This window comes from Paenibacillus glycanilyticus NBRC 16618 (assembly GCF_004000805.1).
GTDB lineage: Bacteria > Bacillota > Bacilli > Paenibacillales > Paenibacillaceae > Pristimantibacillus > Pristimantibacillus glycanilyticus.
Genome location: NZ_BILY01000002.1, coordinates 93,496 through 118,889, shown reverse-complemented (window position 1 = coordinate 118,889; position 25,394 = coordinate 93,496). Strand labels below are relative to the sequence as shown.

Genomic DNA, 25,394 nt, shown 5'->3' with positions numbered 1-25,394 from the left:
AGAATGGGTGTTCGTACGTTAAAACCGAAATTATTAATATTTGGAGAGGAATGAAGACATCATGATTGGACCGGCAGGCAAGGAAGACGTGGAGCAAGTAATGCCGCTGCTGCATGAAGCTATCGGCAACATCGCCTGCTCCCTTGCGGGAGTGGAGGATGAAGCGGAAGCGATGCGGATATTGGCCGAATTTTATATCGAAGAGGGGAACCGTGTCAGCTACCGGAATGTGATCGTAGACAAAAGAGACGGCGTAATTGCGGGTATATTGGTATGCTATTCCGGGGATCGCGCGGAGCAACTGGATCAGCCGTTAATCGAGCGCGTGAAGCGGGTAACCGGTATCGCGGATTACGCGATCCTGACGGAAACGCGTCCTGGCGAGTTTTACCTGGACTCCATTGCCGTCCATTCTTCATTCCGCAAGCAAGGCATTGCCAAGGCGCTGATGGCTGCTTTCGAGCAGGAGGCTGTGAAGCAAGGCTATTCTCTGGTTTCGTTAATCGTTGAGGAATACAATGGCCAGGCAAGGCTGCTTTATGAAAAAATGGGCTACAGGGCAGACGGCGAGCTTTTGATTAGCGGACACCGCTATACGAGAATGGTAAAGACTGTATCCGGAGAATAAGGGCGAGGAAAGAAGGAATGCGGCGAGTTATGTCGAAACTGTAGAACCGGCGTAATTATTACAAACATAACGGGTGATACATATATGAACCTTATCCCTTCCTCTTGGAGTACCCCGACTTTTAGTTGTGAAGATTTGCAGTCATCCGAAATTGGTCTTGTGCAGGAGTTGTATACGGCAAGCGCGCCGGTCGCCTTGTGGGATGGGAAAGAGCAAGATCCTCATTATATCGAGCTTTCCTATCATGAAGGCATACTGCCGGAAGGCGGCGTGAAGGAGCGGTTCCGGATTCAGTCCATCAGGCTGAAAACAACGGAGGAAATCGTTGGCTTCCTCAGCGTGTATCATAGCTACCCTCATCCGGATTCGCTGTATCTGGCCATGATGTGCATCAGCGGTGATTTCCAGAATCAAGGCTACGGCCAGGAAGTCATGAAGCATTTTCTGCTGGAGATTGGTCTGCTTGGTTATTCCGAAGTCAGGGTTAATGTCTCTCTCCGCAATTGGGCAGGACTTCGCTTCTGGACGAAATCCGGGTTCAATCGCATCAGCGGCATTTTTGGCGACAAGGAGTTCGCGGAAGGCAAATTTGCGGATATCGAGCTGATTAATCGATGGTCACTGTGAATTTTTAGATGTCATTGTGTAATAATGATAACTATGTTAAGATTATAATTATTCTAAATTATAATCATTCTAAATAAGCTTGAAGTACAACAACGGATATTGAAACACAAGGAAAGGCGGGTGAGCTTTATCATGATCGAAGAACAAATGGAAACGATCAACCGTCAGTTAAGAACAAAAGGCTACAAATTAACACCGCAGCGCGCAGCGACCGTTCGCGTATTGCTGGAGAACGAGAAGGACCATTTGAGCGCGGAGGATGTTTACATGCTGTTGAAGCGCAGCAACCCGGATATCGGTCTGGCAACGGTCTATCGTTCCCTCGAGCTGCTGAGCGAGCTGCACATCGTCGAGAAAGTAAACTTCGGCGACGGCGCAACGCGTTACGATCTGCGGAGCAACGATCAGGAGCATCACCATCATCATCTGATTTGTACCGAATGCGGTACGGTCGAGGAGATCATGGATGACTGGCTGCTGCCGATGGAGAATCGGATTGCGAAGGAATTCGGATTCAAGGTATTGGACCATCGCCTTGATTTTCACGGGATCTGTAAAGCCTGCAAAAGCAAAGCAACGGATAATGACCATAAAGCCGTGTCTTAACATAATAAGGAGCCATTGGATCCGGAATGGATCCAATGGCTCCTTTGTTGTTGAAAAGGCCTAGCTGCACGGCTTGCCGTTTATGTAATAGCTGTCTTCCCGGTACGTACGGAAAGCGACCTCTACTTCAGCGATGCCAATTAGGGCCAGATGCGCGGTAACGGCTTGGGCGAACCGGTCGCGGACCGCTTGTCCGCGCTCGAACCAGCCTACCTCAACGAACGGATACGATTGTCCTTCCGCAAGACCGCCAAAGACGGCCGTCGCATGAAGGCATTCCATCGTGAAATTATCCGTGCCGCATTCGCAAATGGAGGCCAGATCTTCGGCCAGCGCCAGGCTAACCGTCGTCAGCCGATCCGCGGGTACCCCGCGAAATACAAGCTGTGGCATATGCTACCTCCTTCTAGTCATGTAAAGCATCAGCTCCAGCAAGATGCACTATCCATTAGATTACCTTGACTTGGTCTTATATTGCAACGCATGGAAACTCCGAAGGTGGAGGTTGCGGAAGCCGATGCTCATGCGTTATCGTAGGAGACAAGAGCAAGAACGAAGGCCCCCTTACGGATAAGGGAGCCTTCATGCAAGAAACATTAACTGTACTTGAGCCAAATATTGCTGAGGGCAAGAAGCGGCCAAATATAGTTGTTGCTGGCATAATGGGCATAGACGCTGCCGGGAAGCGCTCCGCCGGTTGGATACGTATACGTCCAGTCATGGCGGTCAAGGGACTGCAGGAGAGCTTCCACGCCGCGTTCCAGAGCGGGAGTAGGCTTAGGCAAAGCAGCGGTCAGCCCATCCAGCGCCCATGCCGTCTGGGATGGCGTGCTGAAGTTTAAGGGAACGTAACGCCGGACTTTATCGCTGATACAGGATTCGCCCCAGCCGCCGTCTTCATTTTGGACCTGAAGCAGCCAATCGACTCCCTTCTTGATAGCCGGATGATCCTCCGCGATGCCTACGGCCGTCAGCCCTTGAATAGCGGCACTTGTACCATGCACATAAGTGATGCCCCAGCGCCCGTACCAGCTGCCGTTGCTTTCCTGCTGGGACAGGACCCAGCGCAGCGTGGATTCAATCCAGCTGTTGCCGGCGTTCATGCCAAGCTCTTGCCCAAGAAACTGCAGCGTACGCGAAGTCAGGTCGACTGTGGAAGGGTCAACCGCGATATCCTTGGCACCTTCGAAATTAAAAAAAGCAATCGGCAGCCGCGAGCCCTGCCGCTCAAACGCAGGCCAGCCGCCGTTATCGTTGCGCATGGTGAGCACCCAGTTCAAGCCCCGTTGCCAGTCCGCTTGCAGCTCCGGCGTACGGGAGCTGTAGGGCTCGATGGCGCGAAGGGCGGCGGTGGTATCGTCCACATCCGGATAAAGGGTGTTTACGTTGGAGAAGCCCCAGCCGCCGGCAGGCGTGCCGGGATTACGGATTGCCCAGTCCCCAAGCTGGGTCTGCTGTCTTTGGCGGAGGTAGGCACCGGCGTTCTCAAGCGCGGTTGAGGTAGGGTTTACTCCGGCCTTGCGCAGGGCATGAACAAGCATGGCGGTATCCCATACTTCAGAGGACGCGATCTGCACATGGCTGTTGGCGCACATGACGGAACGGATGCCGGACACCATGCGGTGAATAAGCGGTGAGCTTGACGAATAACCAAGCATCAGCAGCACCAGAATCATAAACATGGTGGCCGTTGTATAAGTGAGCAGCGTACCGTCCGGTTCCAGCCGGTCGAACAGAAATTGAACCGCTTTTTCCTGCGGGGTTGGCGATTCGAAGGGAAGCAGCTCCGACAGCGACAAGGAGCCAACCAAGGTGGCCAGGGCTGCAATCCACGGCGAATCGTTCTCGAATCGCTTGGAGCTGCCGGCGAACAGATCGGACAAATCGGGCATGGAAGCGCTATGCTGGACGAACTGGGCGTTAGCCAGCATAATGATCGGCACGATATGTACGCGGGCATGCCCGGATAAGGAAAAGAGATCGATGCCAATCCCGCTGTCGGAGAAAAAGACCTCGAGGGGAATGCGCATCGACTTTGGCCATGAAGCCTGGCCTGCCGCGGCGAAGATGGCCTGCGTCAGGAGAGAGCGGATTTTGGACAAGCCGCCTTTGCTTAAAATAAACTGCTTCGCCTGCTGCATGCGGGGATCCAGCCTATTCAAAAAACCGGAGTAAAGCAGCGCGAAATAAGCTTCGGCCGTCGCATCCAGATTGCCGTCTTCTTCATCGGGGTATATTTTCCAAGTGCCGTTAGGAAGCTGTCTGCTCAAGATCCGGCTAGCTATTTGGCGGATAAGGGCTTCATTCTGGCCGTAGCCAAGCATCCGGAGAATAATGATAAAATAACTGTCCGGCATCGTGCCGGAATCAAAGCAAAGACGCCATGACCCGTCTGCCGATTGAAGCTGCAAGAGCTCACCCCGCATTTGCTCGATCCTCGCGCGGATTCGATTCATATCCATAGACCGCATTCATTCCTTTGCTGCGATGATATTGCTGCTTGTTATGTATATGCGGGAGCAAGCGGGGAAAAGAAGAAGCCTTGCAATTTCAAGCGTCATATCAGGAAAGGAGATTCGGATTAGATGCATGACATTACGATAGATTTGTATAGAAACTGGATTGATACGGTAAAGGAAGTTTTTCGCGGCTCGGGCCATCCGATTCCGGGAAATGTAAGCGACACGGAGGTAGCCATCCTGTATTTCCGTCAGACGGCCCAGTCGGATGAGGAGGCAGCAGCGCAGCAGCAAGCGAACGAAGAAAGGCTGCGCGGCATGCAGCAGGCGATTACGGACCATTTCGAATCGGTTATTTTGCCGGATATCCGGAAACGTACCCGTTACGAAGGCAACCGCTTCTGCTTCCAATGGGTATACAACAACGGCGAGCATATTATCGAGGAGTATTCGTCTTACCGCATCCCGGTATAGGTTCGAAAAAAAGAGGCTGACCCGTCTAACGACCGGTCAGCCTCTTCGTCATTATTCATCCGCTTCCTTGTAATGCTCCTTGCAGAAAGCAAGCAGCTCTTGCTCCTCGTCTTCCTCCAATTCGAAGTCGAGCAGCTTGTCCGTCACCCGCTCGATCAGCTCATGCTTGATCAGACGCCCGCCGCCTTCCTCTTCGCTGTATACGGCGCGGATATAGATGCCGTTACTTGAATACAATTCGTCTTCTTCATCCAGATCGATATCGACCAGGAACTCGTAACGGCGTCCGGATAAGATGCCAAACGGATCTTTAATAAATTCTACGCTGTAGCTTGTAATCTCTAGCATATGATCATCCTTTGCTTCTTCTGTTGTCTGCCTGGGCTGCCGCATTCCGGAGCGGATTGTAGAACAGCTTCGGTATTCCGGTATCGAACTTCAGGAGCTTCCCCGTTACCGGGTGCTCGAAGGCAAGAACCCGCGCGTGAAGGCCAAGGCGGCCAATCGGCTTAGTGTGCGCGCCGTATTTTTTATCTCCCGCGATAGGATGCCCGATATCCTGCATATGAACGCGGATTTGATTTTTACGGCCGGTCTCCAGATGAACCTCAACGAGCGAAAAGGCTTTTCCCGCCTGCAGCAGCTTGTAGTGGGTAACCGCGTGTTGACCGTCATTCGGATGCGGACTGGAATACATTCGAAGCGTTTTGCTTTCCTTCAGCCAGGAGGAGATCGTGCCCTCTTGCCGTTTCACTTCGCCTTCCACAAGCGCAACGTAAGAGCGCTCCTTCACGATCGTCTGCCACTCTTCCTGCAGCTTTTGCTGCACGGCTTCGCTTTTGGCGAACATCAGCACCCCGGACGTATCCCGGTCGAGGCGGTGAACGATAAAGATCCGGTTCTTCGGATCGGAATCGCGAACATAAGCCATTAACTGGCGGTACGCGGTCATCTCGGTTTCTTTGTCCGAAGCTATCGTAAGAAGGCCGGCCTCTTTGCTGGCCACAATGACATGCTCGTCCTCGTGCAGAATCGTAAGCCCGACGAGGGGAAACTTTTCTTTTTCCCGTTCCTTGCGGATGACAACCGTTTGCCCGGGCTGAAGCGGGTAGTTATATTTCGTTTCGGCGCGGTCATTGACGTATACCTGACCATGCGCCAGCAGCGATTTGACCGAATTGCGGCCCTGGTTCAGATGAGCCAGCAAAAAAGCGAGCAGCTCGGACGCCTCGGTAACGGGGAACGACTTGTTTGGCGCGGCCGTACCGTTTTTGGATGAAGCGCTTTTAGCCGGGCCGGGGCTATGGGGTTTCTTTGACATGACTTTAAGTTCCTCCTGCGCTTGAGTTGCTCAAGCTTGACTGCAATCACTATACCATGATCGGCTTTGCAAATTCTACATAGAGCCCTTCACACTCCGTTCATGTTGAGCCGATATAATAAGCATTGGCATTATTAACCTATGAAACCATTTTCATAGACAAACGAAGGCAGATAGTGGTACGATAGATTAATCTATCATTTTAGCTGGTAATACAGTAAAAATTTGGAGGAAAAAGTAATCGTGAAAAAGAAATTATCATATACCTTGTTAACTCCGCTGCTTGCAGCAGGCCTTCTGCTTTCTCCTCTCGGAGCTCCGCAGCATGCCGCAGCAGCAACGTCTCCCGTTAAATTCGCCGCTACGGCCAAAGCTTCCGCTATCAGCGTTTACGTCGACGATAAGAAGCTCTCGGTCTCGAAAGCTCCCTATACGAAAAATGGCGTTACCTTCGTTCCGATGCGCGAGCTGTTCAAAGCCTTGAATGCCTCCGTAACCTGGGAAGAGAAGGCGCAGACGATTATCATCCGCAAGGATTACACATCCATTACGCTTACGATCGGCAACAAAGTAGCTCTCATTAACGGCAAGTCGGTGAAGCTGGACGCCGCACCGGAAATCAAGAACAATACGACCTTTGTTCCGGCCCGTTTCGTAGCGGAATCGCTTGGAGGCACGGTGAAATGGGATAATGCCAAGCAGGCCGTGCGAATCACGACAGAAGAATACGAATACGAAAAGGAATTCGAGCAGCTTCAGGAAGAGCTGAAAAACCGTCCGAAATATACGCCGCAGCAGATAGTCGACATGTACGACGACAGCGTGGTAACCATTACGACCAATCTGGGTCTGGGCAGCGGCGTTGTTATTGGCGACCGTTACGTTCTGACGAATTACCATGTGATGCAGGATGCTTCCTCGGCAACGGTTATTACCGTGAACAATAAGCAAATCAAGGTATCCGGCGTTGTTACATACAGCCAAAACAATGATTTGGCGATTATCCAGACCGACCAGTCGATTGGCTCGACGCCGGTCGAAGTGGGCTACAGCAGCCTGAACGTGAAAAAAGGCGATAAGGTTGTCGCGATCGGAAGTCCGCTTGGTCTTCAAAATACGGTTTCCGACGGTCTGGTCAGCAATATCATTTATGAGGGAAGCACGCGTTACATCCAGACGAGTGCCCCAATCGACCATGGCAGCTCCGGCGGCGCTTTGTTTGACGAATACGGCGAGCTGATCGGCATCACCTCCGCGGGTTACACGTCGCAAGCGGATTTGAATTTCGCGGTCTCGACGGTTTATGCGGCGATGCTGATGGAGGATCTCCCGAAAGTGCCTTCCGCCAAAGTGAAATTCCTCGATCCAACGCTTCCGGACACGCTTGTTGGTCAATCGGAGGACAAGATTGCGGCTTTATTGAAAGAGCAATTCGGCGTTTTCTCGACGGAACAAGGGGAAGCGAAGCTGAGCAACTGGAAGGTTACGCGGGATTCCCAAGGCTGGCTTGTCATTACGACGGATATGGATCCCGTCTTTTACACGTATTACGGCGGGCAGAATAAAGAGGGTCTTCGCACCTGGGCTATCAACTTAGCAACCGAGCTTCATCGCATGCTGCCGGACGAAAAGATTCAATTCCAGATTTATTACGACCGTATTTTCGGCTTCGAACCGCGCGGCTTTGACGCAAGCGAAGTGAAAGCACTCGGCAATGACAAATGGGAGGTTCGCTTCCCGATTCTGGATATGCAGTTTAAAGATCAGCTTTATATTAACATGAAGGACTAATTCTCCATTATACGAAAAGAGGCTTACCGTTGGGGCAGCATGGATGCTCCCTGCGGCGGGCCTCTTCTTTTTTGGCCGTGTTTTCGGTACAATAGGGTAAGCTTGCATGAGAGCAGAAAGAGGTACCGTGATGAAAGTTGTGTTATCAACGCTAAATGCCAAATATATTCATACTTCGCTTGCCCTGCGCTGCCTGAAGGCTTACAGCGGCGAGCATTTCGATATGGAAATCGCAGAGTATACGATCAAAGATCCCGTGATGAACATCGTTTCGGATATTTTCTCGCGCAGACCGGATGTTGTAGGCTTCTCCTGCTACATCTGGAATATTGAAGAGACGATTACCGTCATCAATATGCTGCGCAAAATCATGCCGGAGATCAAGATTGTCCTTGGCGGACCGGAAGTGAGCTACGACACGGAATATTGGATGGAGCGAATTCCGGAGGTTGATTTTATCGTTGTGGGCGAAGGGGAAGAGACCTTCCATCATTTGCTGACGGAGATTGAGGGAGCGGGCAAATACCATATGGTGTTCGGCATTGCTTACCGCAAGCAGCGCGAGGACCGGGTAGAGATTCTTCTCAATCCGGGCCGTCCGAAGCTGGATCTGGCGACGCTGCCGTCTCCGCACCGCTTCGAGGAGGATATTCCTCATCTGGGCAGCCGGGTTGTTTATTTCGAGACAAGCCGCGGCTGTCCGTTCAGCTGCCAATTCTGCTTGTCTAGTATCGAGGTTGGGGTCAGGTATTTCGATATGGAGCGGACGAAGGCCGATATTACTTATTTGATCGATTCCGGCGCGAAGCTGATCAAGTTCGTGGACCGCACCTTTAACATCAAGAGGGACTATGCGCTCGAAATGTTCAAATTCCTGATCGAGAACCACCGCGGCTGCGTATTCCAGTTCGAGATTACCGCTGATATCATGCGGCCGGAAGTGCTCGATTATTTGGCCGAGCATGCACCGCCGGGCGTTTTCCGCTTCGAGATTGGCGTTCAATCGACCAATGATCCGACCAATGAGGCGGTACAGCGCCGCCAGAACTGGAAGAAGCTCGTGCGGACCGTTACGAAGGTGAAGGAGTCCGGCAAGATCGACCAGCATTTGGACTTGATCGCGGGCTTGCCGCTGGAGAATTACGACACGTTCCGCGGAACGTTTAACGATGTGTTCGAGCTGGGTCCGGAGGAGCTGCAGCTTGGTTTCCTGAAGATGCTGCGCGGCACGGGCTTGCGGCGGGACGCCGATAAGTGGGGCTATATTTACATGGACCATGCGCCGTACGAGATGCTTGGCAACGAGCTGATGCCGTTTGCCGATATCGTGCGGATCAAGCGGGTTGAGGATGTGCTGGAGAAGTACTGGAACGCGCACAGGATGGACCGTACTTTGGGCTACCTGGTCAACGAGGTCTTTCCTTCTCCGTTTGATTTCTTCCAGTACTTTGGCGACTTCTGGGAGGAAAGAGGCTGGCAGAAGATCGGTCATCAGCTTGAGGATCTGTTCTCAAGGCTCTGGGCATTCCTGTCCGAGTACAAAGCGAGTGCGGCATCCGAAGAAGCGGCTAAGCTGGATCTGGATGTCGTGCTTGGCCTCATGAAGTACGATTATTTCCTGAACCATAACTACAAGCCGCGGAAAACATGGTGGGAATTCACGATGGACAAATCGGAATGGAGCGGCTGGATGCGCCGCCTTGCCGAGCGACCGGAGGAAGTATCCCGTGAATTTGCCGATCTGCAGCTGAACGAGAAGGAGCTTTACAAGCATACGGTAATCGAGCTGCTTCCGTTTGACCTGGAGCATTATCTGGCGACGGGCGAGGTTGTCAAGAGCAGCCATACGCTGCTTGCCGTCCTGTATGCCCTTGGCGGAGGAGAACGTCAGGCGAAGCCGACGCCTAAGCCGGTCATTATGAGGGTAAACTCCGATGCCATGTCCGTAGGTTTCTAAAAGAATCAAGGCCGCCCCGAGAGGCGGCTTTTATTTTGCATGCGTCCATATAAAACCATTGCCCGCGGCCGCTCATATGATACAATAGGAAGCTATGCGGAACGTTGAATAAAAGGAGTTATTATACATGGAACATGGCATTCCTTCTAATGCGCTTATTACGATAGCCGGTACGGTCGGAGTCGGCAAATCGACGTTAACGTCTGCCCTCGCACAGCGTCTTGGCTTCCGGACTTCGCTGGAGCAGGTCGAGCATAACCCGTATCTGGAAAAGTTTTACCATGATTTTGAGCGGTGGAGCTTCCATCTGCAAATCTATTTTTTAGCCGAGCGCTTTAAAGAGCAGAAGGCGATTTTTGAGGCAGGCGGAGGTTTCGTGCAGGACCGTTCCATTTACGAGGATACCGGCATCTTTGCGAAAATGCATGCGGATCAGGGAACGATGACCGCTACGGATTACGCGACGTATACCAGCTTGTTCGAAGCGATGGTCATGACGCCGTATTTTCCGCATCCGGATGTTCTGATTTATTTGGAAGGCAGCCTGCCGTCCATTCTGAACCGGATTGCGGCGCGCGGGCGGGAGATGGAAATTCAGACGGAACGCGCTTATTGGGAGCGGATGCATGAGCGTTACGCAGCCTGGATCGGCGAGTTTAACGCTTGTCCGGTGCTTAGGCTGAACATTGACGAATACGATGTTCACGAGCCGGCATCGCTGGACGGAATTATCGCGCAAATTAGCAGCGTAATCGGAGCGTCGCGGTTGGCAAAGGCGCAGGCGGCTGCCGCAAGCGAATAGGGATAAAATAAAACTGCCGGGGCATCCCGGCAGTTTTTGCGTGTTTATACGGATGGGTCCGAACCTGAACCTATGCTTGCATGCGCCAGGTTGGTTTTTGGTTTAAGGAAAATATTCAGCCGTTCCGTAAACAGGAACATGGCTGCCGTGCACAGGACGATATAGAACGGGAAAATGCCGATGGTAATCGAGGAAGCCAATAAACCGAGAAGCGGCGGCATAAGCGTGCTGCCCGTGTAAGCCACGGCCATCTGGTACCCCATAATGGACTGCGATTTCTTTTTCCCGAACCGTACCGGCGTTTCATGCAGCATGCACGGGTAGATGGGGGCAAGGCCAAAGCCCACAATGATGAAGCCGGCAAGCGCAAAGCCTTCGGGCAGCGGAAGGAAAAGCAGCAGGGCGCCGATTAAGGCGATTAATTGGCCCCCGCGGATCAGATTGCGGTTGCTGACCTTGAAGGTGATGAAGCCGGTAATAAACCGGCCTGCCGTAATGCCTGCATAGTAGAGCGACACCCACTGCGCGGCGGTAGAAGCGGATACGTTTTTCATGTTTACAAGATAGCTGCTGCCCCACAGGCCTACCGCCGCTTCAATCCCGCAGTACAGCATGAAGGAAACGAGAGCAAGCTTCACGCCTCTGATTTTTAACGGATGACCTGCCGCAGTCTTCTCCTCGGGCTCATTTACGGCTTCTTCCTGCGCGGCGAGGTGTGAGACTCTGCTATGAATCTTGGCAACCCGGTCCCATAAGGGGAGGGAGAAGAACAGGATGACGACAAGCGCGCATTGGATAGCCGCCACGGTCAGATAGCCGTACCTCCAGGCGTTATTGGTAATGAATTGAGCCATAATGACAGGTCCAAGCGTAGCGCCTACGCCCCAGAAGCAATGAAGCCAGCTCATATGATGCGCTTTGTAATGGGCGGCCACGTAGTTATTCAGGCCGGCGTCAACCGCCCCGGCTCCAAGACCTAACGGGATCGCGCAAACAAGCAGCCAGACGAGGGACGGGGAGGTGGCGTAACCAAGCAGGGCGCCAGCGGTCATAATGCAGCTGACCAAGGTTACTCTTCCGGTGCCGAAGCGATTAAGAATCGTACCGCTGGCGAGGCTGGATACGATCGTTCCGGCGGCAATGGTCATATACAGCACGCCTGCCGCTCCAAGGGGAGCGTTCAGCTCCGGCCGCATGACCGGCCACGCCGTTCCGAGCAGGGAGTCCGGCAATCCGAGACTGATAAAAGCCAAATAAATAATGATCAGAAAAAAAGTTGCCATGCTCGTTCACCTGTTTCTTTTATTCAAATGGAGATCATCAGTTCCAGCCCGAGGCTTTGCAGGCCGTCCAGATAATCCTTCTTCATATCGCTCGCCTTCAGAAGAGGGAGATGCTCCTTCGGGATATAATCGGCGCTTCGCTCCAAGATTCGTCCCAGGATGGCCTCCGTTACCTCGGCGTTGTTAAAAACAATCGTATGCGGGTTGATAATCGCCGTAATCGATGCGATAAGCCGGCTGATGGCATCCAGCCTGCTGGCCCCGTCTTTTTTTTGTATCGCTTGCTGGAAGTTCAGTTCATTGTACTGGGGCACGAAGGAGACCTCTCCGGAGAAGAAGGTGCTTCCTCTTACGACATCTCCGTTGATCATAATGCCAGCGCCCGGGCCGAATTGCCCAAAGTACAAATAGACAAGGGAAGGATTGTTCTCGTGGCTACCTGTTTTGTAATAGCCCAGCACGGCGGCATTCATGTCGTTCTCCACCACGACGGGCAGGGAGAATTGCTCCTCCAGGTATTGCTTCAGGTTAATGTTCTGAAAGTTGGAGTAATCCGGGATATGGATGACCCGACCGTTATTGACCGCGCCCGGTACTCCGATTGCTATGGACTTGATAGTGGGATGACTCAGCAGAAGCTGTTCGATGTACAAGGTCAGGCTGGGAAGATCGTTCATTAACGCGCTTGACGTCGTGCCTTGCTCCTTCGTTTCTCCCGCACAGTTAAAGATCGTATAGCTGATCTCCGACTTCTCGAAAAAGATAGCCAGCCCCAGCATAAACTCCGTATTGTACGCGTATCGTTGAGCTCTTCTTCCGCCGCTCGAATCGTCCAGCCCTACGGTCATCAGCTCGCCGGCCTCTTCCATTTGGGTCAGAAACTTGCTGATCGTCGGGAAGCTAAGGCCAAGCTTTTGGCTAAGCTCCGCTTTGGTCGCGCTCCCCAGCGTCAGCAGGGCGGAACGCAGGCCGTATAGAATTACGTTTTTCATCTCTTTGGGTGTTGCCGGGAAATCAGTCACGGTTAACTACAGCTCCTCTGTACAGACTTATTAAACGTCTTTAATAAGTTGGTTTGATCGTATCAAAAATGATTCCGGAGAGCAAGAGGAGAGTCGTGAGAAAATGTTTTACGTTGGCAGGCATAGTGCCGGAGGGAACGGGAATTGGGAGGAGATTGGCGTTTAGCGGGCTTAACGATGCGGGGCATCGTTAAGGAGGCGAGCGAAGGCGGGGAAGCGGCAGAAATGAGCGAATTTGCAGGGCTTAACAATGTGGCACATCGCTAAGGAGAGAAAAGTAGCTGGTTTGTGTGTCCTTAACGATGTGGCACATCGTTAAGGAAGCGAACGGAGGCGGGGAAGCGGCAGAAATGAGTGAATTTGCAGAGCTTAACAATGTGGCACATCGCTAAGGAGAGAAAAGCAGTTAGTTTGTGTGTGCTTAACGATGCCGCGCATCGTTAAGGTGGCGAACGGAGGCGGGAAACCGGTGGAAATGAGAGTGTTTGCTAGGCTTAACGATGCGGCGCATCGTTAAGGAGAGAAAAGCAGCTGGTTTGTGAGTCCTTAACGATGCGGCACATCGTTAAGGAGGCGAACGGAGGCGGGAGGCGGCAGAATTGAGCGGAATTGCGGCAGTTTAACGATGTGGGATATCGCAAAGGAGAGAAAAGTAGCTGGTTTGTGTGTGCTTAACGATGCAGGGCATCGTTAAGGGCTGGGCGGAGGGGAGCGAGGGCAGCGAGCGCAATGCCCGTGGTATAAAAAACGCCCTCGAAAGGTCAGTCCGACCTTTCGGGGGCGCTTTTTGAAGCTGCCAGGCAAGCCTCAGGCAGCTTACCTCTTCTCCACCGCGACCAAATACGGCGCGGTGTCTCTTTGCGGCTGGCGGTACAGCACAGCCGCGTACAAAGCCCCGGGCAGCTTCGCTGCCCAGTCGGCGACAATCGCCGCCTCCTCCGCGCCGCCCGGATGCCCCGGGTACAGCGCGACAGTGACAATGCCGCCGCGGCGCAGCAGCGCAATCGCCGCGTCCAGGGCGGCGATCGTTGTCGTCGGTACCGTAATGACCGACTCGTCGCCGCCCGGCAAATAGCCGAGATTGAACATCACGGCTGCAACGTTTCCTTCGGCGGACGGGCCAATGGCCTCCGCCATAAGTGCATGATTGCGCAGGTGAAGCCGCACCTGCGGCAGCTTGCCGCGCTCCTCCAGCGGGCGGAGCCGCTCGAGCGTGCGGTCCAGCGCATCCTGTTGGATGTCGAACGCGTGCACCGTGCCGCGCGCTCCGACCAGCTCGGCGAGCTTCAGCGTGTCGACGCCCCCTCCAGCGGTAGCGTCGATGACAATGTCGCCCGGCTGCACGCGTTCGGCGATCCATTGATGCGCCATGCTGAGAATAGACAGAAACCCCATTTTACACCGCCCCCCATAGCTTGCCCTGCCATGTGCCGCGGCGTTTCAGTTCCGCGTCGATCGCATTCAGCACCACCCATTTCTGCATGCTCCACATCGGCCCGATGAGAAGCTCCTTTGGCGCATCGCCGGTAAGGCGATGGATGATCATCTCCGGCGGCAGGAATTCAAGCGTGTCGACGATCAGCTTGACGTATTCGTCCAGCTCCAGGAAGCGGAGCAGTCCGGCTTCGTATTGCTTAACCATCGGCGTTTTGCGCATGAGATGGAGCAGGTGGATTTTGATGCCCTGCACGTCCATCGCGGCAACCGCCCGGCCCGTCTCCAGCATCATTTCGTGCGACTCCTGCGGCAGACCGTAAATAATATGCGTGCATACGCGGATGCCACGTTCGCGCAGGCGGCGTACCGCATCGAGATAGCAGGCGGTATCATGGGCGCGGTTGATGAGCTCCGAGGTTGATTCATGGATCGTCTGCAAGCCCATTTCCACCCATAGGTAGGTCCGTTCGTTCAATTCGGCCAAATAATCGACGACATCGTCAGGCAGGCAGTCTGGCCGCGTTGCGATCGATAACCCCACCACACCCGGCTGCTGCAAAATCACCTCGTAATACTCCCGAAGCTCCAGGGCGGGTGCGTACGTATTCGTATACGCCTGGAAGTAGCCGATATAATTGGCCTCCGGCCATTTTTGATGCTGGCGGTCGCGGATTTTATTGAATTGCGTAACGAGATCATCACGCCGGCTGCCGGCAAAATCGCCGGACCCGCGGGCGCTGCAGAACGTGCAGCCGCCTTTGGCAATCGAGCCGTCCCGGTTGGGACAGGTAAAGCCGGCATCAAGGGTCACCTTGAACACTTTGCCGCCTAGCTGCTCGCGCATCTCGTAGTTCCATGTATGAAATCGCTTGTCGCCCCACAGCATCGGCTGTCCTGGCGTCAAGGATGTTGAATTTGCTTTCATGCGGTTCTCCTTTATACGGATAAGAATGGCATTCTCCATTTTATCGGAAAGAAGGGGGAAATGCCATGCCGGATTAGGCGGATGGCCAGACATCCGAAGAGACATTTTGAACCGTAGAACAAGCTGGAAATTATTTTAAAACGGGAGCGAAATAGGCTTGCTATACCTTACATGATCTGTTATATTAAAAGTGCGACAAATCAATGAAAAAACCTTACATGCTTAATTCGTAATGATCGTCATAAAACGTCGATAAACTGGAAATGCTGTAATAAAAAAATCGATGAGGTGATCCTAATGAGTCAACAAACAAGAATTCCGCATGGTGATGAGAAAGTAACGGTTGAATTAACAGTCAAAGAATTGATGGCGCTTACAGGAGTTCGTTTCCACAACAACCATCATATCGAAATATCCGCACGCAAGAAGTTGAACGAGATTATCGAGAACACGTACCGCGACATTCAATCCGAAGGTCCGATTGATTACCAAATGCTCGTTTAATGATTATGCCAATATCCATACAAACCTAAAGCCTTGGCGATTGAAAAATCGTTAAAGGCTTTTTCTTTTGCGTCATTCCCGCTGGCATCTTTACAAGGCGGCCGAACTTGGGCACAATAGGGACTAGCTTAATTTGTAGGAGGACCTGTACAAGATGCGTTTAAGAGGAAGAAAAGGAATCCGCGAGTCGCTGGAAGCGCAGCCGGAATTAGTCGTATTGGATGCGAAGCCGCACAAGGGGAAATGGCGCGAGTTTTTCGGCAACGATAAGCCGATCCATGTAGAGCTTGGCATGGGGAAAGGCCGTTTCATCAGCAATATGAGCTTCCGCAACCCGGACAATAACTATATCGGCGTTGATATGTACGACGAGCTGATCCGTCGCGCAAGCGACAAGGCTCGCAGCATTTGGGAGGAAAGCGGAGTGGAAGAGCCGCCTAATCTGGCGCTGCTTCGCGCGAACATCGAGCATATCGAAGAAATGTTCGAGCCTGGCGAGATCGAGCGGATTTACCTGAACTTCAGCGATCCATGGCCAAAAAGCAAGCATGCCCGCCGCCGGCTGACCCATCCGCGCTTTTTGCGCAAGTATGCCCAGCTGCTGAACGAACGCGGAGAGATCCATTTCAAGACCGATTCGGAATCTCTGTTCGAATTCTCCCTTAATAGCTTTGCCGAGGTGGAATTCCAGCTCCGCAATATCTCGCTTAATCTTCATAAGAACGGTCCGCGCGAGGATCTGGTATTTACCGAATACGAGATGAAGTTTATGGAGAAGGGCCAGCCGATCTACCGCTTGGAAGCGGTAATTGGCGAAACCGTGCTGCGCGAATACCGCGAAAGCAAGCTGGAGAACTCGCGCCGCGAAGAAGCGGAAGCCGAGAACGCCGGTGAAGACGAAGACGATTCGGCAGAATAATAAAAAGGCTGTTCCCGCGGGGAACAGCCTTTTTCAATTCTAAGATTTTTATAAGTTTCTTCTCATCAGCATAGCTCCGCCAAGCCGTTCCCCTTGCTTTCAAAATAAAGTAAGAGTCCAGCTGTATTGAACGGTTATTGCCGTCAACGTGCCGACAAGCGCGCCGGCTGCCACGTCGGACGGGTAATGAAGGCCGAGATACATGCGTGACCACGCAACCGACAGAGCGAGTACGGCCGCAACGGGCAGGATAATCGGGAACCATACTCCGCCTGCTCCGATAATCGGAACGACATAGGCGAAGATAGCGGTTGTATGTCCGGAAGGGAAGGAGGAGTCGACAAGCGGATTTTTCCCCGTGTTTACTCCGTTTAACGCCTGATAAGGGCGAAGCCTTTTTAGTTTCCGTTTCACGACATAGACCGGTAGATGACTGATAAATACGGCAGTAAAGCATTGCCAGCCTGTCGTGCTCCAGGGATTAGGTGCAAACATGGCAACGAGGAAAGAGCTGATGAGTGTAAAGGACGCTCCTCCAACATGCGTCACCGTGCTTAAATAAACCCCAAGCAACCGGTGAAGCCTGCTTTGTGATCGGCGTTGATTCGCCCATAGGATCATTTGCAATTCCCGGGTTCGTAACCACCCTATCATTCTTCTCATCCGTTTCCTCCTAAAAAGATTAAAGAGCAATTCTTAACTCCCACACATTATAATCGATATTTGTCTATTATGGTTCAATAAATAAGGTTGTACAAGTTTTAAGTTTATACGAAGAAGCCGAATTTCAAAAGATTAACCAATCTTTAAAATGAGGTTGATTATTCGCTAACAGACCTCCTGTAGAATGGAGCCGATCAAGGTTTCATTCCGAAGCTTATGCTTTCGAGGCATGAATCACCACAACGGCTGAACCTTTGCCTTTTGTAGGTGTTAATTCATTTTAGGAGGCGTTCTTCATGAGAGTTGCGCTTTTTACCGACACGTTTGAACCTGATGTGAATGGCGTGGCACGCACGCTTGGCCGCTGGACCGACTATTTGAAGCGGCAGGGTGCGGAAGTGCTTGTTCTGGCTCCGGATCCGGCTGCAGGCAAGCAAAGCGGCAAAGCATCCACTTCCGTTGAGCGCTTCGCCAGCCTACCTTTCTTCCTATACCCCGAGTGCCGCCTGGCACTTCCCAATCCCATTCATATCCGCAGGGCGTTAAAAGAATTCAATCCAACGATTATCCACGTAGCTACTCCGTTTAACCTTGGACTTTGCGGCATTCATTATGCCCGCAAGCTCCGGATTCCTCTCGTTGCGTCCTACCATACCCATTTTGATCAATATTTGCCGTTTTACAATTTGCAATGGATGGCAAAGCTGTTATGGAGATATATGGAATGGTTTCACCATGACTGCCGCTCCATCTACGTCCCTTCCCGTTCCACGTACGAGGATTTGAAGGAGAAGGGCTGGGATGACGGCCGGCTTGAAGTATGGAGCCGCGGCATTGATACGGAAGCCTTTCATCCGTCTGTCAACCGGGAGGAGTGGCTTCTCCGGCACGGAATCGACAACGATCGATTTGTCGTTCTGTACGTGGGAAGATTAGCTCCCGAAAAAAATGTCGATATCGCATTAGATGCTTTTGCGGAATTTCGGCAAAATATAAGCGAGGAAGCGGTTTTTGTCATCGCGGGCGACGGACCTTCTTCCGATGCGCTGAAGGAACGGTGCCGCCGCGAAGGAATCGACGCCCGTTTCATAGGGTTTACGGCTATGCCGGATTTGCAAAAATGGTATGCTTCCGCCGATTTGTTCCTGTTCCCTTCGGCAACGGAAACATTTGGCAACGTGGTGCTGGAGGCGATGTCCTGCGGGACGCCGGTCATTTGCGCCGACAAGGGAGGCGTAACGGATTCCGTTCAGCATGGCGTAACGGGACTGCAGTGCAATCCGGAGGATCCCCGTTCATTTACGAACGCGATGGGGCTTCTGTACAGCAATCCGGAGCTGCGCGCGGCGATTGCCGAGCAAGGACGCATCTACAGCCAGAAACAGTCCTGGAACGCTATTTTCGACAAGCTGGCCGCCAGCTTTGAACGGTATTCGATTCCGGTACAGCCACATATTCGTCACAAAGCGAAGTGACGGACCGGGAACATTGTATCAACTCTTTACGTATGTATTGGACGTAAGGGCTAAAAAATTAGGAAATGGATGAAAATAAGGGCGATAGGGCGCAAAAGGAGGTAATGGAACCATCTGACTGCCATGCAAGCGTTTTAATGGCTGGATAACGGATAATGGCGGGAATTAGAGCTTTTGACAAAGATAATCAATCTGTGGAAAATCAAAATGTCCCGCGATTCGTTTACACAAACAAAAAAAACGGACCGGACACAAGAGAGAATTATGATAAAGAGCCTGTCGGCGCCTGATAGCAGGTCGATTAGAACGGGCAATTAAAAAGGGGTCTCAAGGGGGCAGTACCGAAAAATGTTCAACACGATTATGCTTGTATTCCAGATCGTATTCGCATTGCTGGGCTTGTACCAACTGTTTTTGACATGTTTTGGCTGGCACCGCAAAAAAGAAGATTTATCCCATCCGCCGCAAAAAACTTTCGCGCTTTTGATTGCGGCGCATAACGAGGAGCAGGTTGTAGGAGCGCTTATCGAAAATCTGCTGAAGCTGAAGTATCCTCGCGAGCTGTTTGACATTTTTGTCATCTGCGACAACTGCACGGACGGCACGGTCGATATTGTGAACAGCTACGAAGGCGTTTATGCCTGCGTGCGCAATAACAAGAACCAGCGGGGCAAAGGCTACGCCGTGGAATGGATGCTCAAGGAACTGTGGAAGATGCCGAAAAGCTACGACGGCGTTGCGATCTTTGATGCCGACAATCTGGTAGCGACCGATTTCCTGCAGTACATGAACAATGATTTGATTAACGGACACCGCGTTATTCAGGGCTACCTGGATACGAAAAACCCGAACGACTCGTGGATCAGCTCGGCGAACGCGATCAACTACTGGTTCTGTAACCGCCTGTGGCAGCTGCCGCGCACGAATCTGGGTCTGGCTAACTTCCTCGGAGGCACGGGCATGTGCTTTGATGCCAAGCTGCTTCAGGAAATGGGCTGGGGCGCAACAAGCCTCGTAGAAGACTTGGAATTTACGGTGCGTTGCATCCAACGGGGTATTTATCCGAAGTTTAATTTCGAAGCGAAAGTGTTCGACGAGAAGCCAATTACGTTCCAGGCATCGGCACGTCAGCGCCTGCGCTGGATGCAAGGACATTTCGACGTTACGCGCAAGTACATGCTGCCGCTTTTGTGGCAGGGCATTAAAGAACGCAGCATGACGAAAATCGATGCTTCGCTGTACGTATTTAACGCATATAACTATTTGGCCGGCTTTTTCATTGCAGCGATCATCTGGGGCGACATGCTTCTGTTTGGCGGCAACAATGTGGAATCGGTATACAACCTGCTGCCAATCTGGCTGAGCATTCCGTATATGGCTTACGTGTTTATCCAGATTCCTTTGTCGATGTACATGGCGAAGGTGCCGTGGAAGCTTTACTTGCGGATTCCGACATTCCTGCTCTTTACCGTGTCGTGGTGGCCGATTACGGTTCACGCGTTCTTCACGCAAAACAACAAGAAATGGAGCCATACGCAGCATACGCGCGTTATCCGTCTGGAGGACGTGCAAAGCAAACAGCTGTAATAAGGCATGACATAATGGGTTGACACATAGAAATCCATTGTGTTATAGTATGTCGGTAACGTTTTTGACAAAACATATTTGCACAAGCAGAAGCACCCGCTTCTCACCTTTCGGTCACGCCGACTGGTTTGCGATAACTGACTAGCTTAACGAGTTGCTTCCCTGCGAGGTAACGAGGGCGGCCACAATCAACGGTTATAACAATGCGGGTTCGTGCGAACCCGCATTTTTTATTTTGCACCACAACACATAAACATCCTATCTTGGAGGTGGCACGTTATTAGCAGAGAACATCAAATCAACGATGAGATCCGGGCCAGAGAAGTACGACTTGTAGGCGCGGACGGCGAGCAAATCGGTATCAAATCGATCCGTGACGCTATGCAGATGGCAATTGACCTGAGCTTGGATCTGGTGAATGTAGCACCAACGGCTAAACCGCCGGTTTGCCGGATTATGGACTACGGTAAGTTCCGTTACGAGCAGCAGAAGAAAGAAAAAGAAGCACGCAAAAATCAAAAAATCGTCGACCTGAAGGAAGTTTGGTTCCGTGCCAACATCGACGAGCATGACTATCAAACGAAATACCGCAACGTTGTGAAGTTCTTGGGCGAAGGCGATAAAGTTAAAGCCTCCGTACGCTTCCGCGGACGGGAAATCGCTCATGCCGCCATCGGCCAGAAAATTCTGGACCGTCTGGCGCAAGAGGTTGCCGAAATATGCAGCGTAGAACGTGCACCGAAGCTGGAAGGCCGGAGCATGATTATGATTTTGGCACCAAAAAGCAACAGTTAAATAAAGGGAGGATAATCGACATGCCTAAAATGAAAACACACAGCAGTCTGAAAGACCGCTTCAAAATTACTGGTACTGGTAAAGTGAAACGCTACAAAGCGTACAGAAACCACTTGCTTTCCCACAAATCCGGTCGTCAAAAACGTGTTCTTGCTGGCCAACCACTGATGGCAGCTGGCGACGTTCGTCGTATTCAACAAGGTCTCGCTAACCTTAAATAGTAGCAATCGTTCAGATAGCTTAATCAAATTCAACCTACGGGAGGTTTCCACTCATGGCAAGAGTTAAAGGCGGTTTTGTCCGCGCTCGTCGTCGTAAAAGAATTCTTAAACTGGCAAAAGGTTATTTCGGTTCGAAACACCGTCTGTTTAAAACAGCAAAGGAGCAAGTTGGTAAGTCGCTTCTTTACGCATACCGCGACCGTCGTCAAAACAAACGTGAATTCCGCAGACTGTGGATCGTTCGTATCAACGCGGCTGCTCGTCAAAACGGTCTTTCCTACAACAAATTCATGTACGGCCTGAAACTGGCTGGCATCGAAGTAAACCGCAAAATGCTGGCTGACCTGGCTGTTAACGACATCAACTCGTTCAACTCCCTTGCTGGCGTTGCAAAAGCGAAAATCAACGCTTAGTTTTAAGCGTGATATAGAGAAGAGGTTGTCCCTGAGGGGGACAACCTCTTTTTTTTCGTTCAAGCTACATCTCCCGCTCGGAAGAGGGCTGAAGCCGGTAAGCGCGGGGACTAACGCCGTAATAAGCACTGAAATGGCGGGTGAATGGATGAATCGACGTATACCCGAGCCGTTCTGCGATAGCCGTTACGGAATAATCCGTTTCGACGAGCAGCTGGGCAGCCTGCTTCATAAGAAGCCTATGGCGGTATACCTGCGGCGTAAACCCGGTCTCGCGTTGGAACAAGGAATGGAAGTAGGAGCGCTTAAGGCCGCACATGGCCGCCCAATCTTCGACTTGGGAGCGCGTCTCGGGATGCTCGTTCAAATAGGCGAGCAGCTTGACGATTCGGAAATCGCTGGGCTGGTGGGTGTGAACAACGTTGTACCAGCTGAGCATCCAGGCATACAGCATGCTGTTCACCAGCTCCGCGCGGTAATGCTGGCTGTTATCGAACTGCCTGGAGAGCGTAACGAAAGCATCGTACAGCCATGGATAAGGCTGAAGCGAGAAGAAGCTGGGCAGCGAATCCAGCTCCGGGCATGGCTCCTCGCGCGAGCCGGGCTCCAGCTCAAACGGCTCCGGGGCATGGATGAATACCCGGTTATAGGCTTCGGAAGTCCCTTCCCACAGATTGCAGTAGAGATTATACGAAGATAACGGCTGTCCTTTCCGGATATGGAAGGCATGAGGCTCGCCGGGGCGCAGAAAGATAAGCGTCCCGCGTTCAATCGGATAAAGCTTTCCGTTCACTTCCATTTCCCCGGGTCCGTCAACAAACAGATGGAACGCGTAGACGTTGCTGATGCGCAGCTTTTCGTTCCAGCCCCCCACGTATAGATAACGCATGGAATCGCCGACATAGGGCTTTATTTCATTTATCGTTTTCATTCGGTTCCCTGCTCTCGAGCAAAAATTAGCGGATTAATCGTTAAATAATAGGACTGTCGGACAAATACGCTCTTTCCGTTCAATGTTACAATAATGCCATGATTTGCGAAAGGGCTTTCACTTGAAGAACGGACATTTAGCTAAAACTTGAGAGGATGAGCAGGATGAAAATGGTATATACCGAGCCGGCCTCGGGCTGGAAGCAGGGTCTTCCGCTAGGGAACGGACAGCTTGGCGCGGTGCTGCATGGCGGCATCAACAGCGAGACCTGGAATATGACGGAGATCACCTTCTGGTCAGGCAAGCCGGAGCGGTTCGGCGGATCGCCGGATGCCAAGGAAAAGCTGAAGACGATGCGCGAGGCTTTTTTCAACGGCAACTATGTGCTTGGAGATAAACTGGCTGCCGAGCAGCTTGAACCGGAGAAAGGCAACTTTGGAACCAATCTGTCCTTATGCGATATTCTCATTTCCTACAAGGATGAGGGCAGTCAGCTTGTGCGAGAGCTGGACCTCGAGAAAGCGGTTGCCGCGGTTTCTTACCGAAGCGGTTCCGGAGCGGTCATGCGAAGGGAAACATTTGTGTCCCACCCGGATGGCGTGCTTGTCTCCCGGATTAAAGGGGATCAGGCAGGCTCCGTGTCTCTAACGCTGAGTATGGAGGGCAGGACAACTACGTTTGAAGCCCGGCTCGATGGACCGGATAAGCTTGTTTTCCGCACGCAGGCGACGGAGGACATCCATAGCGACGGCACCTGCGGGGTATGGAGCGAAGGCGCTTTAAAAGCAGTCGTTACGGGCGGGCGTGTATTAGGAGAAGGCGGTTCGGTAACAATCGAGCAAGCCGATGAGGTTGTTCTGTATTTTGCCGTAGCAACCGACTATGGACGAAGCGATGAGGCATGGAAGGCGGAGCCTTCAGAACGGATTGAAGCGACGGAGGCAAAAGGCTTCGAGCGGCTGCTCAGGGATCATATCGCGGATTACCGGTCGCTCTACGGCCGCGTTGATCTCGATCTTGGCGAATCCAAGTCGTTTGATTTGCTGCCTACAGACGAGCGCATCCGCAAGCTGAGAGCCGGGGAGTCAGCGGATAACGGACTTATCGCGTTGTTTTACCAGTATGGGCGATATTTGACGATTGCCGGTACGCGGGCGGATTCCCGTCTGCCCCTTCATCTGCAGGGACTTTGGAATGACGGCGAGGCTAACGCCATGGCCTGGAGCTGCGACTATCATCTGGACGTCAATACGGAGATGAACTATTATCCGACGGAGATCAGCAACCTTGCGGAATGCCATATTCCGCTTATGAATTACATCGAGCAGCTTTCTTATGCGGGGCGTGCGGCCGCGGAAGATTTCTACGGCTGCGAAGGCTGGGTGGCGCATGTGTTCTCGAACGCTTGGGGATTCGCCTCGCCTGGCTGGGGGCGCTCATGGGGGCTGAACGTAACAGGCGGGCTCTGGATCGCAACCCATTTGAAAGAGCATTACGAATATAGCCGAGACCGCGGGTTTTTGACTCGTCAGGCTTACCCGGTTATGAAGGAAGCGGCGCTTTTCTTTCTGGATTATATGACCGTTCATCCGAAATACGGCTGGCTGGTGACCGGCCCGTCGACCTCGCCGGAGAACAGCTTCTATCCGGGACCGGAGGAGCAAGGCGAGCAGCAGCTTTCCATGGGCTCCACGATGGATCAGATGCTGGTACACGATTTGTTCGGCTTTGTGCTGGAGTCGGCGGAGCTGCTTGCCGTGGATGAAGAGCTGCAAGAGAGGCTGAAGGAAGCCATGGAGCTGCTGCCTCCGCTGCAAATCGGCAGACGCGGACAGCTGCAGGAGTGGCTGGAGGATTACGAGGAAGCGCAGCCGCAGCACCGGCATTTCTCCCATATGTACGGCGTTTATCCGGGCAACCAGATTACGCCCGAGGAGACGCCCGAGCTTGGTCAGGCTATGCGGCAGACGCTGCTTGGACGGATGCTGGTCGATGAGCTGGAGGATATCGAGTTTACGGCAGCGTTGTTTGCCCTCGGCTTCTCCAGGCTTCATGACGGCAACCAGGCGGTTAAGCATGTCCGTCATTTGATCGGGGAGCTTTGCTTCGATAATCTGTTGTCTTACTCGAAGCCTGGCGTGGCTGGCGCGGAGACGAATATTTTCGTCATTGACGGCAATTTCGGCGGTACGGCCGCCATCGCGGACATGCTGCTTCAAAGCCATGCGGGTTCCATTCATCTCCTGCCCGCTTTGCCGGCGGATTGGGCAACCGGCTCGTACCGGGGGCTTCGGGCAAAGGGGAATGCGGAAGCAGCCGTCAGCTGGGAGAACGGGCAATTGACGGAAGCCGTTATTACCGCTTATTCGGATCTGGAGACCGTTGTGAAATGCGGCGGCAGCCAGATTCAGCTGCGGATGGAAGCGGGCAAGCGCTACCGGCTTGACGGCAAGCTTAAGCTGCTTGAGGCTGTAACGGCTTAATAGATCCTTAACAAACCGCCAAAGAGGAAAGGGCCTTGAAGGTCTTTTCTCCAAACTTTGGCGGTTTGTCG

At 52.4% G+C, this 25,394-nt stretch carries 26 protein-coding genes and 1 other annotated feature; of the genes, 16 read left to right on the top strand and 10 right to left on the bottom strand.

All coding sequences use genetic code 11. The features are described 5' to 3' along the window. The first annotated feature begins 61 nt into the window (after positions 1–61). From PGL01S_RS01795 to fur, 3 genes are all read left to right on the top strand, one after another. Positions 62–628, top strand: coding sequence for a GNAT family N-acetyltransferase (locus tag PGL01S_RS01795; RefSeq protein WP_127490845.1), 567 nt, complete (start codon positions 62–64; stop codon positions 626–628). 135 nt (positions 629–763) lie between these two features. After that, the gene (locus PGL01S_RS01790) at positions 764–1,255 is read left to right on the top strand and encodes a GNAT family N-acetyltransferase (protein ID WP_244935482.1); all 492 of its coding nucleotides are present in this window, start codon (positions 764–766) and stop codon (positions 1,253–1,255) included. 135 nt (positions 1,256–1,390) lie between these two features. After that, entirely contained in the window at positions 1,391–1,861 is a 471-nt protein-coding gene (gene fur / locus PGL01S_RS01785; protein WP_041614036.1) for a ferric iron uptake transcriptional regulator, read from the top strand. Positions 1,862–1,921: 60 nt separating this feature from the next. On the opposite strand, the gene PGL01S_RS01780 is transcribed toward fur, so the two are convergent. Continuing rightward, positions 1,922–2,254, bottom strand: coding sequence for a DUF1904 family protein (locus PGL01S_RS01780; RefSeq protein ID WP_127490844.1), 333 nt, complete (start codon positions 2,252–2,254; stop codon positions 1,922–1,924). A 203-nt stretch (positions 2,255–2,457) separates the two neighbouring features. Further along, positions 2,458–4,323, bottom strand: a complete 1,866-nt coding sequence (locus PGL01S_RS01775; protein WP_244935481.1) for a squalene/oxidosqualene cyclase — start codon at positions 4,321–4,323, stop codon at positions 2,458–2,460. 123 nt (positions 4,324–4,446) lie between these two features. On the opposite strand from PGL01S_RS01775, the gene PGL01S_RS01770 reads away from it, so the two are divergent. Next, the gene (locus tag PGL01S_RS01770; RefSeq protein ID WP_127490843.1) at positions 4,447–4,794 is read left to right on the top strand and encodes a hypothetical protein; all 348 of its coding nucleotides are present in this window, start codon (positions 4,447–4,449) and stop codon (positions 4,792–4,794) included. Positions 4,795–4,845: 51 nt separating this feature from the next. Here the strand turns inward: PGL01S_RS01770 and PGL01S_RS01765 are convergent, their stop codons facing one another. Next, positions 4,846–5,142, bottom strand: coding sequence for a DUF6509 family protein (locus PGL01S_RS01765; protein ID WP_127490842.1), 297 nt, complete (start codon positions 5,140–5,142; stop codon positions 4,846–4,848). 4 nt (positions 5,143–5,146) lie between these two features. Beyond that, positions 5,147–6,115: an RluA family pseudouridine synthase gene (locus PGL01S_RS01760; protein ID WP_127490841.1), complete on the bottom strand. Its 969-nt coding sequence runs from the start codon at positions 6,113–6,115 to the stop codon at positions 5,147–5,149. 243 nt (positions 6,116–6,358) lie between these two features. Between PGL01S_RS01760 and PGL01S_RS01755 the strand changes: the two genes are divergently transcribed. From PGL01S_RS01755 to PGL01S_RS01745, 3 genes are all read left to right on the top strand, one after another. Then, positions 6,359–7,906: a stalk domain-containing protein gene (locus PGL01S_RS01755; RefSeq protein WP_164775343.1), complete on the top strand. Its 1,548-nt coding sequence runs from the start codon at positions 6,359–6,361 to the stop codon at positions 7,904–7,906. A gap of 130 nt (positions 7,907–8,036) precedes the next feature. After that, positions 8,037–9,863, top strand: coding sequence for a B12-binding domain-containing radical SAM protein (locus PGL01S_RS01750; protein ID WP_127490839.1), 1,827 nt, complete (start codon positions 8,037–8,039; stop codon positions 9,861–9,863). Positions 9,864–9,990: 127 nt separating this feature from the next. Then, entirely contained in the window at positions 9,991–10,665 is a 675-nt protein-coding gene (locus PGL01S_RS01745; protein ID WP_127490838.1) for a deoxynucleoside kinase, read from the top strand. Positions 10,666–10,709: 44 nt separating this feature from the next. Here the strand turns inward: PGL01S_RS01745 and PGL01S_RS01740 are convergent, their stop codons facing one another. Both PGL01S_RS01740 and PGL01S_RS01735 read right to left on the bottom strand, forming a co-directional pair. Further along, positions 10,710–11,948, bottom strand: coding sequence for an MFS transporter (locus PGL01S_RS01740; RefSeq protein WP_127490837.1), 1,239 nt, complete (start codon positions 11,946–11,948; stop codon positions 10,710–10,712). Positions 11,949–11,971: 23 nt separating this feature from the next. Further along, a complete protein-coding gene (locus PGL01S_RS01735; protein WP_127490836.1) occupies positions 11,972–12,970 on the bottom strand; it encodes an ROK family transcriptional regulator in 999 nt (332 codons plus the stop codon). Positions 12,971–13,114: 144 nt separating this feature from the next. Here PGL01S_RS01735 and PGL01S_RS31420 point away from each other — a divergent pair, with 144 nt between their 5' ends. Beyond that, positions 13,115–13,237 (top strand): hypothetical protein, encoded by a 123-nt coding sequence (locus PGL01S_RS31420; RefSeq protein WP_280525697.1) that lies wholly within the window; start codon positions 13,115–13,117, stop codon positions 13,235–13,237. 549 nt (positions 13,238–13,786) lie between these two features. On the opposite strand, the gene mnmM is transcribed toward PGL01S_RS31420, so the two are convergent. Further along, positions 13,787–14,365, bottom strand: a complete 579-nt coding sequence (gene mnmM, locus PGL01S_RS01730) for a tRNA 5-(aminomethyl)-2-thiouridylate-methyltransferase MnmM (RefSeq protein ID WP_127490835.1) — start codon at positions 14,363–14,365, stop codon at positions 13,787–13,789. Position 14,366: 1 nt separating this feature from the next. After that, complete coding sequence (gene mnmL, locus PGL01S_RS01725; protein ID WP_127490834.1) at positions 14,367–15,332, bottom strand: tRNA modification radical SAM protein MnmL/YtqA; 966 nt, start codon at positions 15,330–15,332, stop codon at positions 14,367–14,369. A 297-nt stretch (positions 15,333–15,629) separates the two neighbouring features. Here mnmL and PGL01S_RS01720 point away from each other — a divergent pair, with 297 nt between their 5' ends. Further along, positions 15,630–15,836, top strand: a complete 207-nt coding sequence (locus tag PGL01S_RS01720; protein WP_015842906.1) for a hypothetical protein — start codon at positions 15,630–15,632, stop codon at positions 15,834–15,836. A gap of 154 nt (positions 15,837–15,990) precedes the next feature. Continuing rightward, the gene (trmB, locus tag PGL01S_RS01715; RefSeq protein ID WP_127490833.1) at positions 15,991–16,755 is read left to right on the top strand and encodes a tRNA (guanosine(46)-N7)-methyltransferase TrmB; all 765 of its coding nucleotides are present in this window, start codon (positions 15,991–15,993) and stop codon (positions 16,753–16,755) included. 99 nt (positions 16,756–16,854) lie between these two features. On the opposite strand, the gene PGL01S_RS01710 is transcribed toward trmB, so the two are convergent. After that, a complete protein-coding gene (locus PGL01S_RS01710) occupies positions 16,855–17,418 on the bottom strand; it encodes a phosphatase PAP2 family protein (RefSeq protein WP_127490832.1) in 564 nt (187 codons plus the stop codon). 296 nt (positions 17,419–17,714) lie between these two features. Here PGL01S_RS01710 and PGL01S_RS01705 point away from each other — a divergent pair, with 296 nt between their 5' ends. The 5 genes from PGL01S_RS01705 (at position 17,715) to rplT (ending at position 21,909) form a co-directional block, all read left to right on the top strand. Continuing rightward, positions 17,715–18,893 carry a glycosyltransferase family 4 protein gene (locus PGL01S_RS01705; protein ID WP_127490831.1) on the top strand — a complete coding sequence of 393 codons (1,179 nt, stop codon included), beginning with the start codon at positions 17,715–17,717 and terminating at the stop codon, positions 18,891–18,893. Between the two features lie 348 nt (positions 18,894–19,241). After that, the gene (locus PGL01S_RS01700) at positions 19,242–20,480 is read left to right on the top strand and encodes a glycosyltransferase family 2 protein (protein WP_127490830.1); all 1,239 of its coding nucleotides are present in this window, start codon (positions 19,242–19,244) and stop codon (positions 20,478–20,480) included. 78 nt (positions 20,481–20,558) lie between these two features. Beyond that, positions 20,559–20,719: a sequence feature (ribosomal protein L20 leader region), on the top strand. Between the two features lie 16 nt (positions 20,720–20,735). Next, a complete protein-coding gene (infC, locus tag PGL01S_RS01695; RefSeq protein WP_174806518.1) occupies positions 20,736–21,275 on the top strand; it encodes a translation initiation factor IF-3 in 540 nt (179 codons plus the stop codon). A 20-nt stretch (positions 21,276–21,295) separates the two neighbouring features. After that, the gene (rpmI, locus tag PGL01S_RS01690) at positions 21,296–21,496 is read left to right on the top strand and encodes a 50S ribosomal protein L35 (RefSeq protein WP_015842912.1); all 201 of its coding nucleotides are present in this window, start codon (positions 21,296–21,298) and stop codon (positions 21,494–21,496) included. A gap of 53 nt (positions 21,497–21,549) precedes the next feature. Then, a complete protein-coding gene (gene rplT, locus PGL01S_RS01685) occupies positions 21,550–21,909 on the top strand; it encodes a 50S ribosomal protein L20 (RefSeq protein ID WP_127490829.1) in 360 nt (119 codons plus the stop codon). Between the two features lie 64 nt (positions 21,910–21,973). On the opposite strand, the gene PGL01S_RS01680 is transcribed toward rplT, so the two are convergent. Next, on the bottom strand, positions 21,974–22,840 hold the full coding sequence (locus PGL01S_RS01680) for a helix-turn-helix transcriptional regulator (RefSeq protein WP_127490828.1): 867 nt from the start codon (positions 22,838–22,840) through the stop codon (positions 21,974–21,976). A 164-nt stretch (positions 22,841–23,004) separates the two neighbouring features. Here PGL01S_RS01680 and PGL01S_RS01675 point away from each other — a divergent pair, with 164 nt between their 5' ends. Beyond that, positions 23,005–25,323, top strand: coding sequence for a glycoside hydrolase family 95 protein (locus PGL01S_RS01675; protein ID WP_307719623.1), 2,319 nt, complete (start codon positions 23,005–23,007; stop codon positions 25,321–25,323). Positions 25,324–25,394 lie beyond the last annotated feature (71 nt).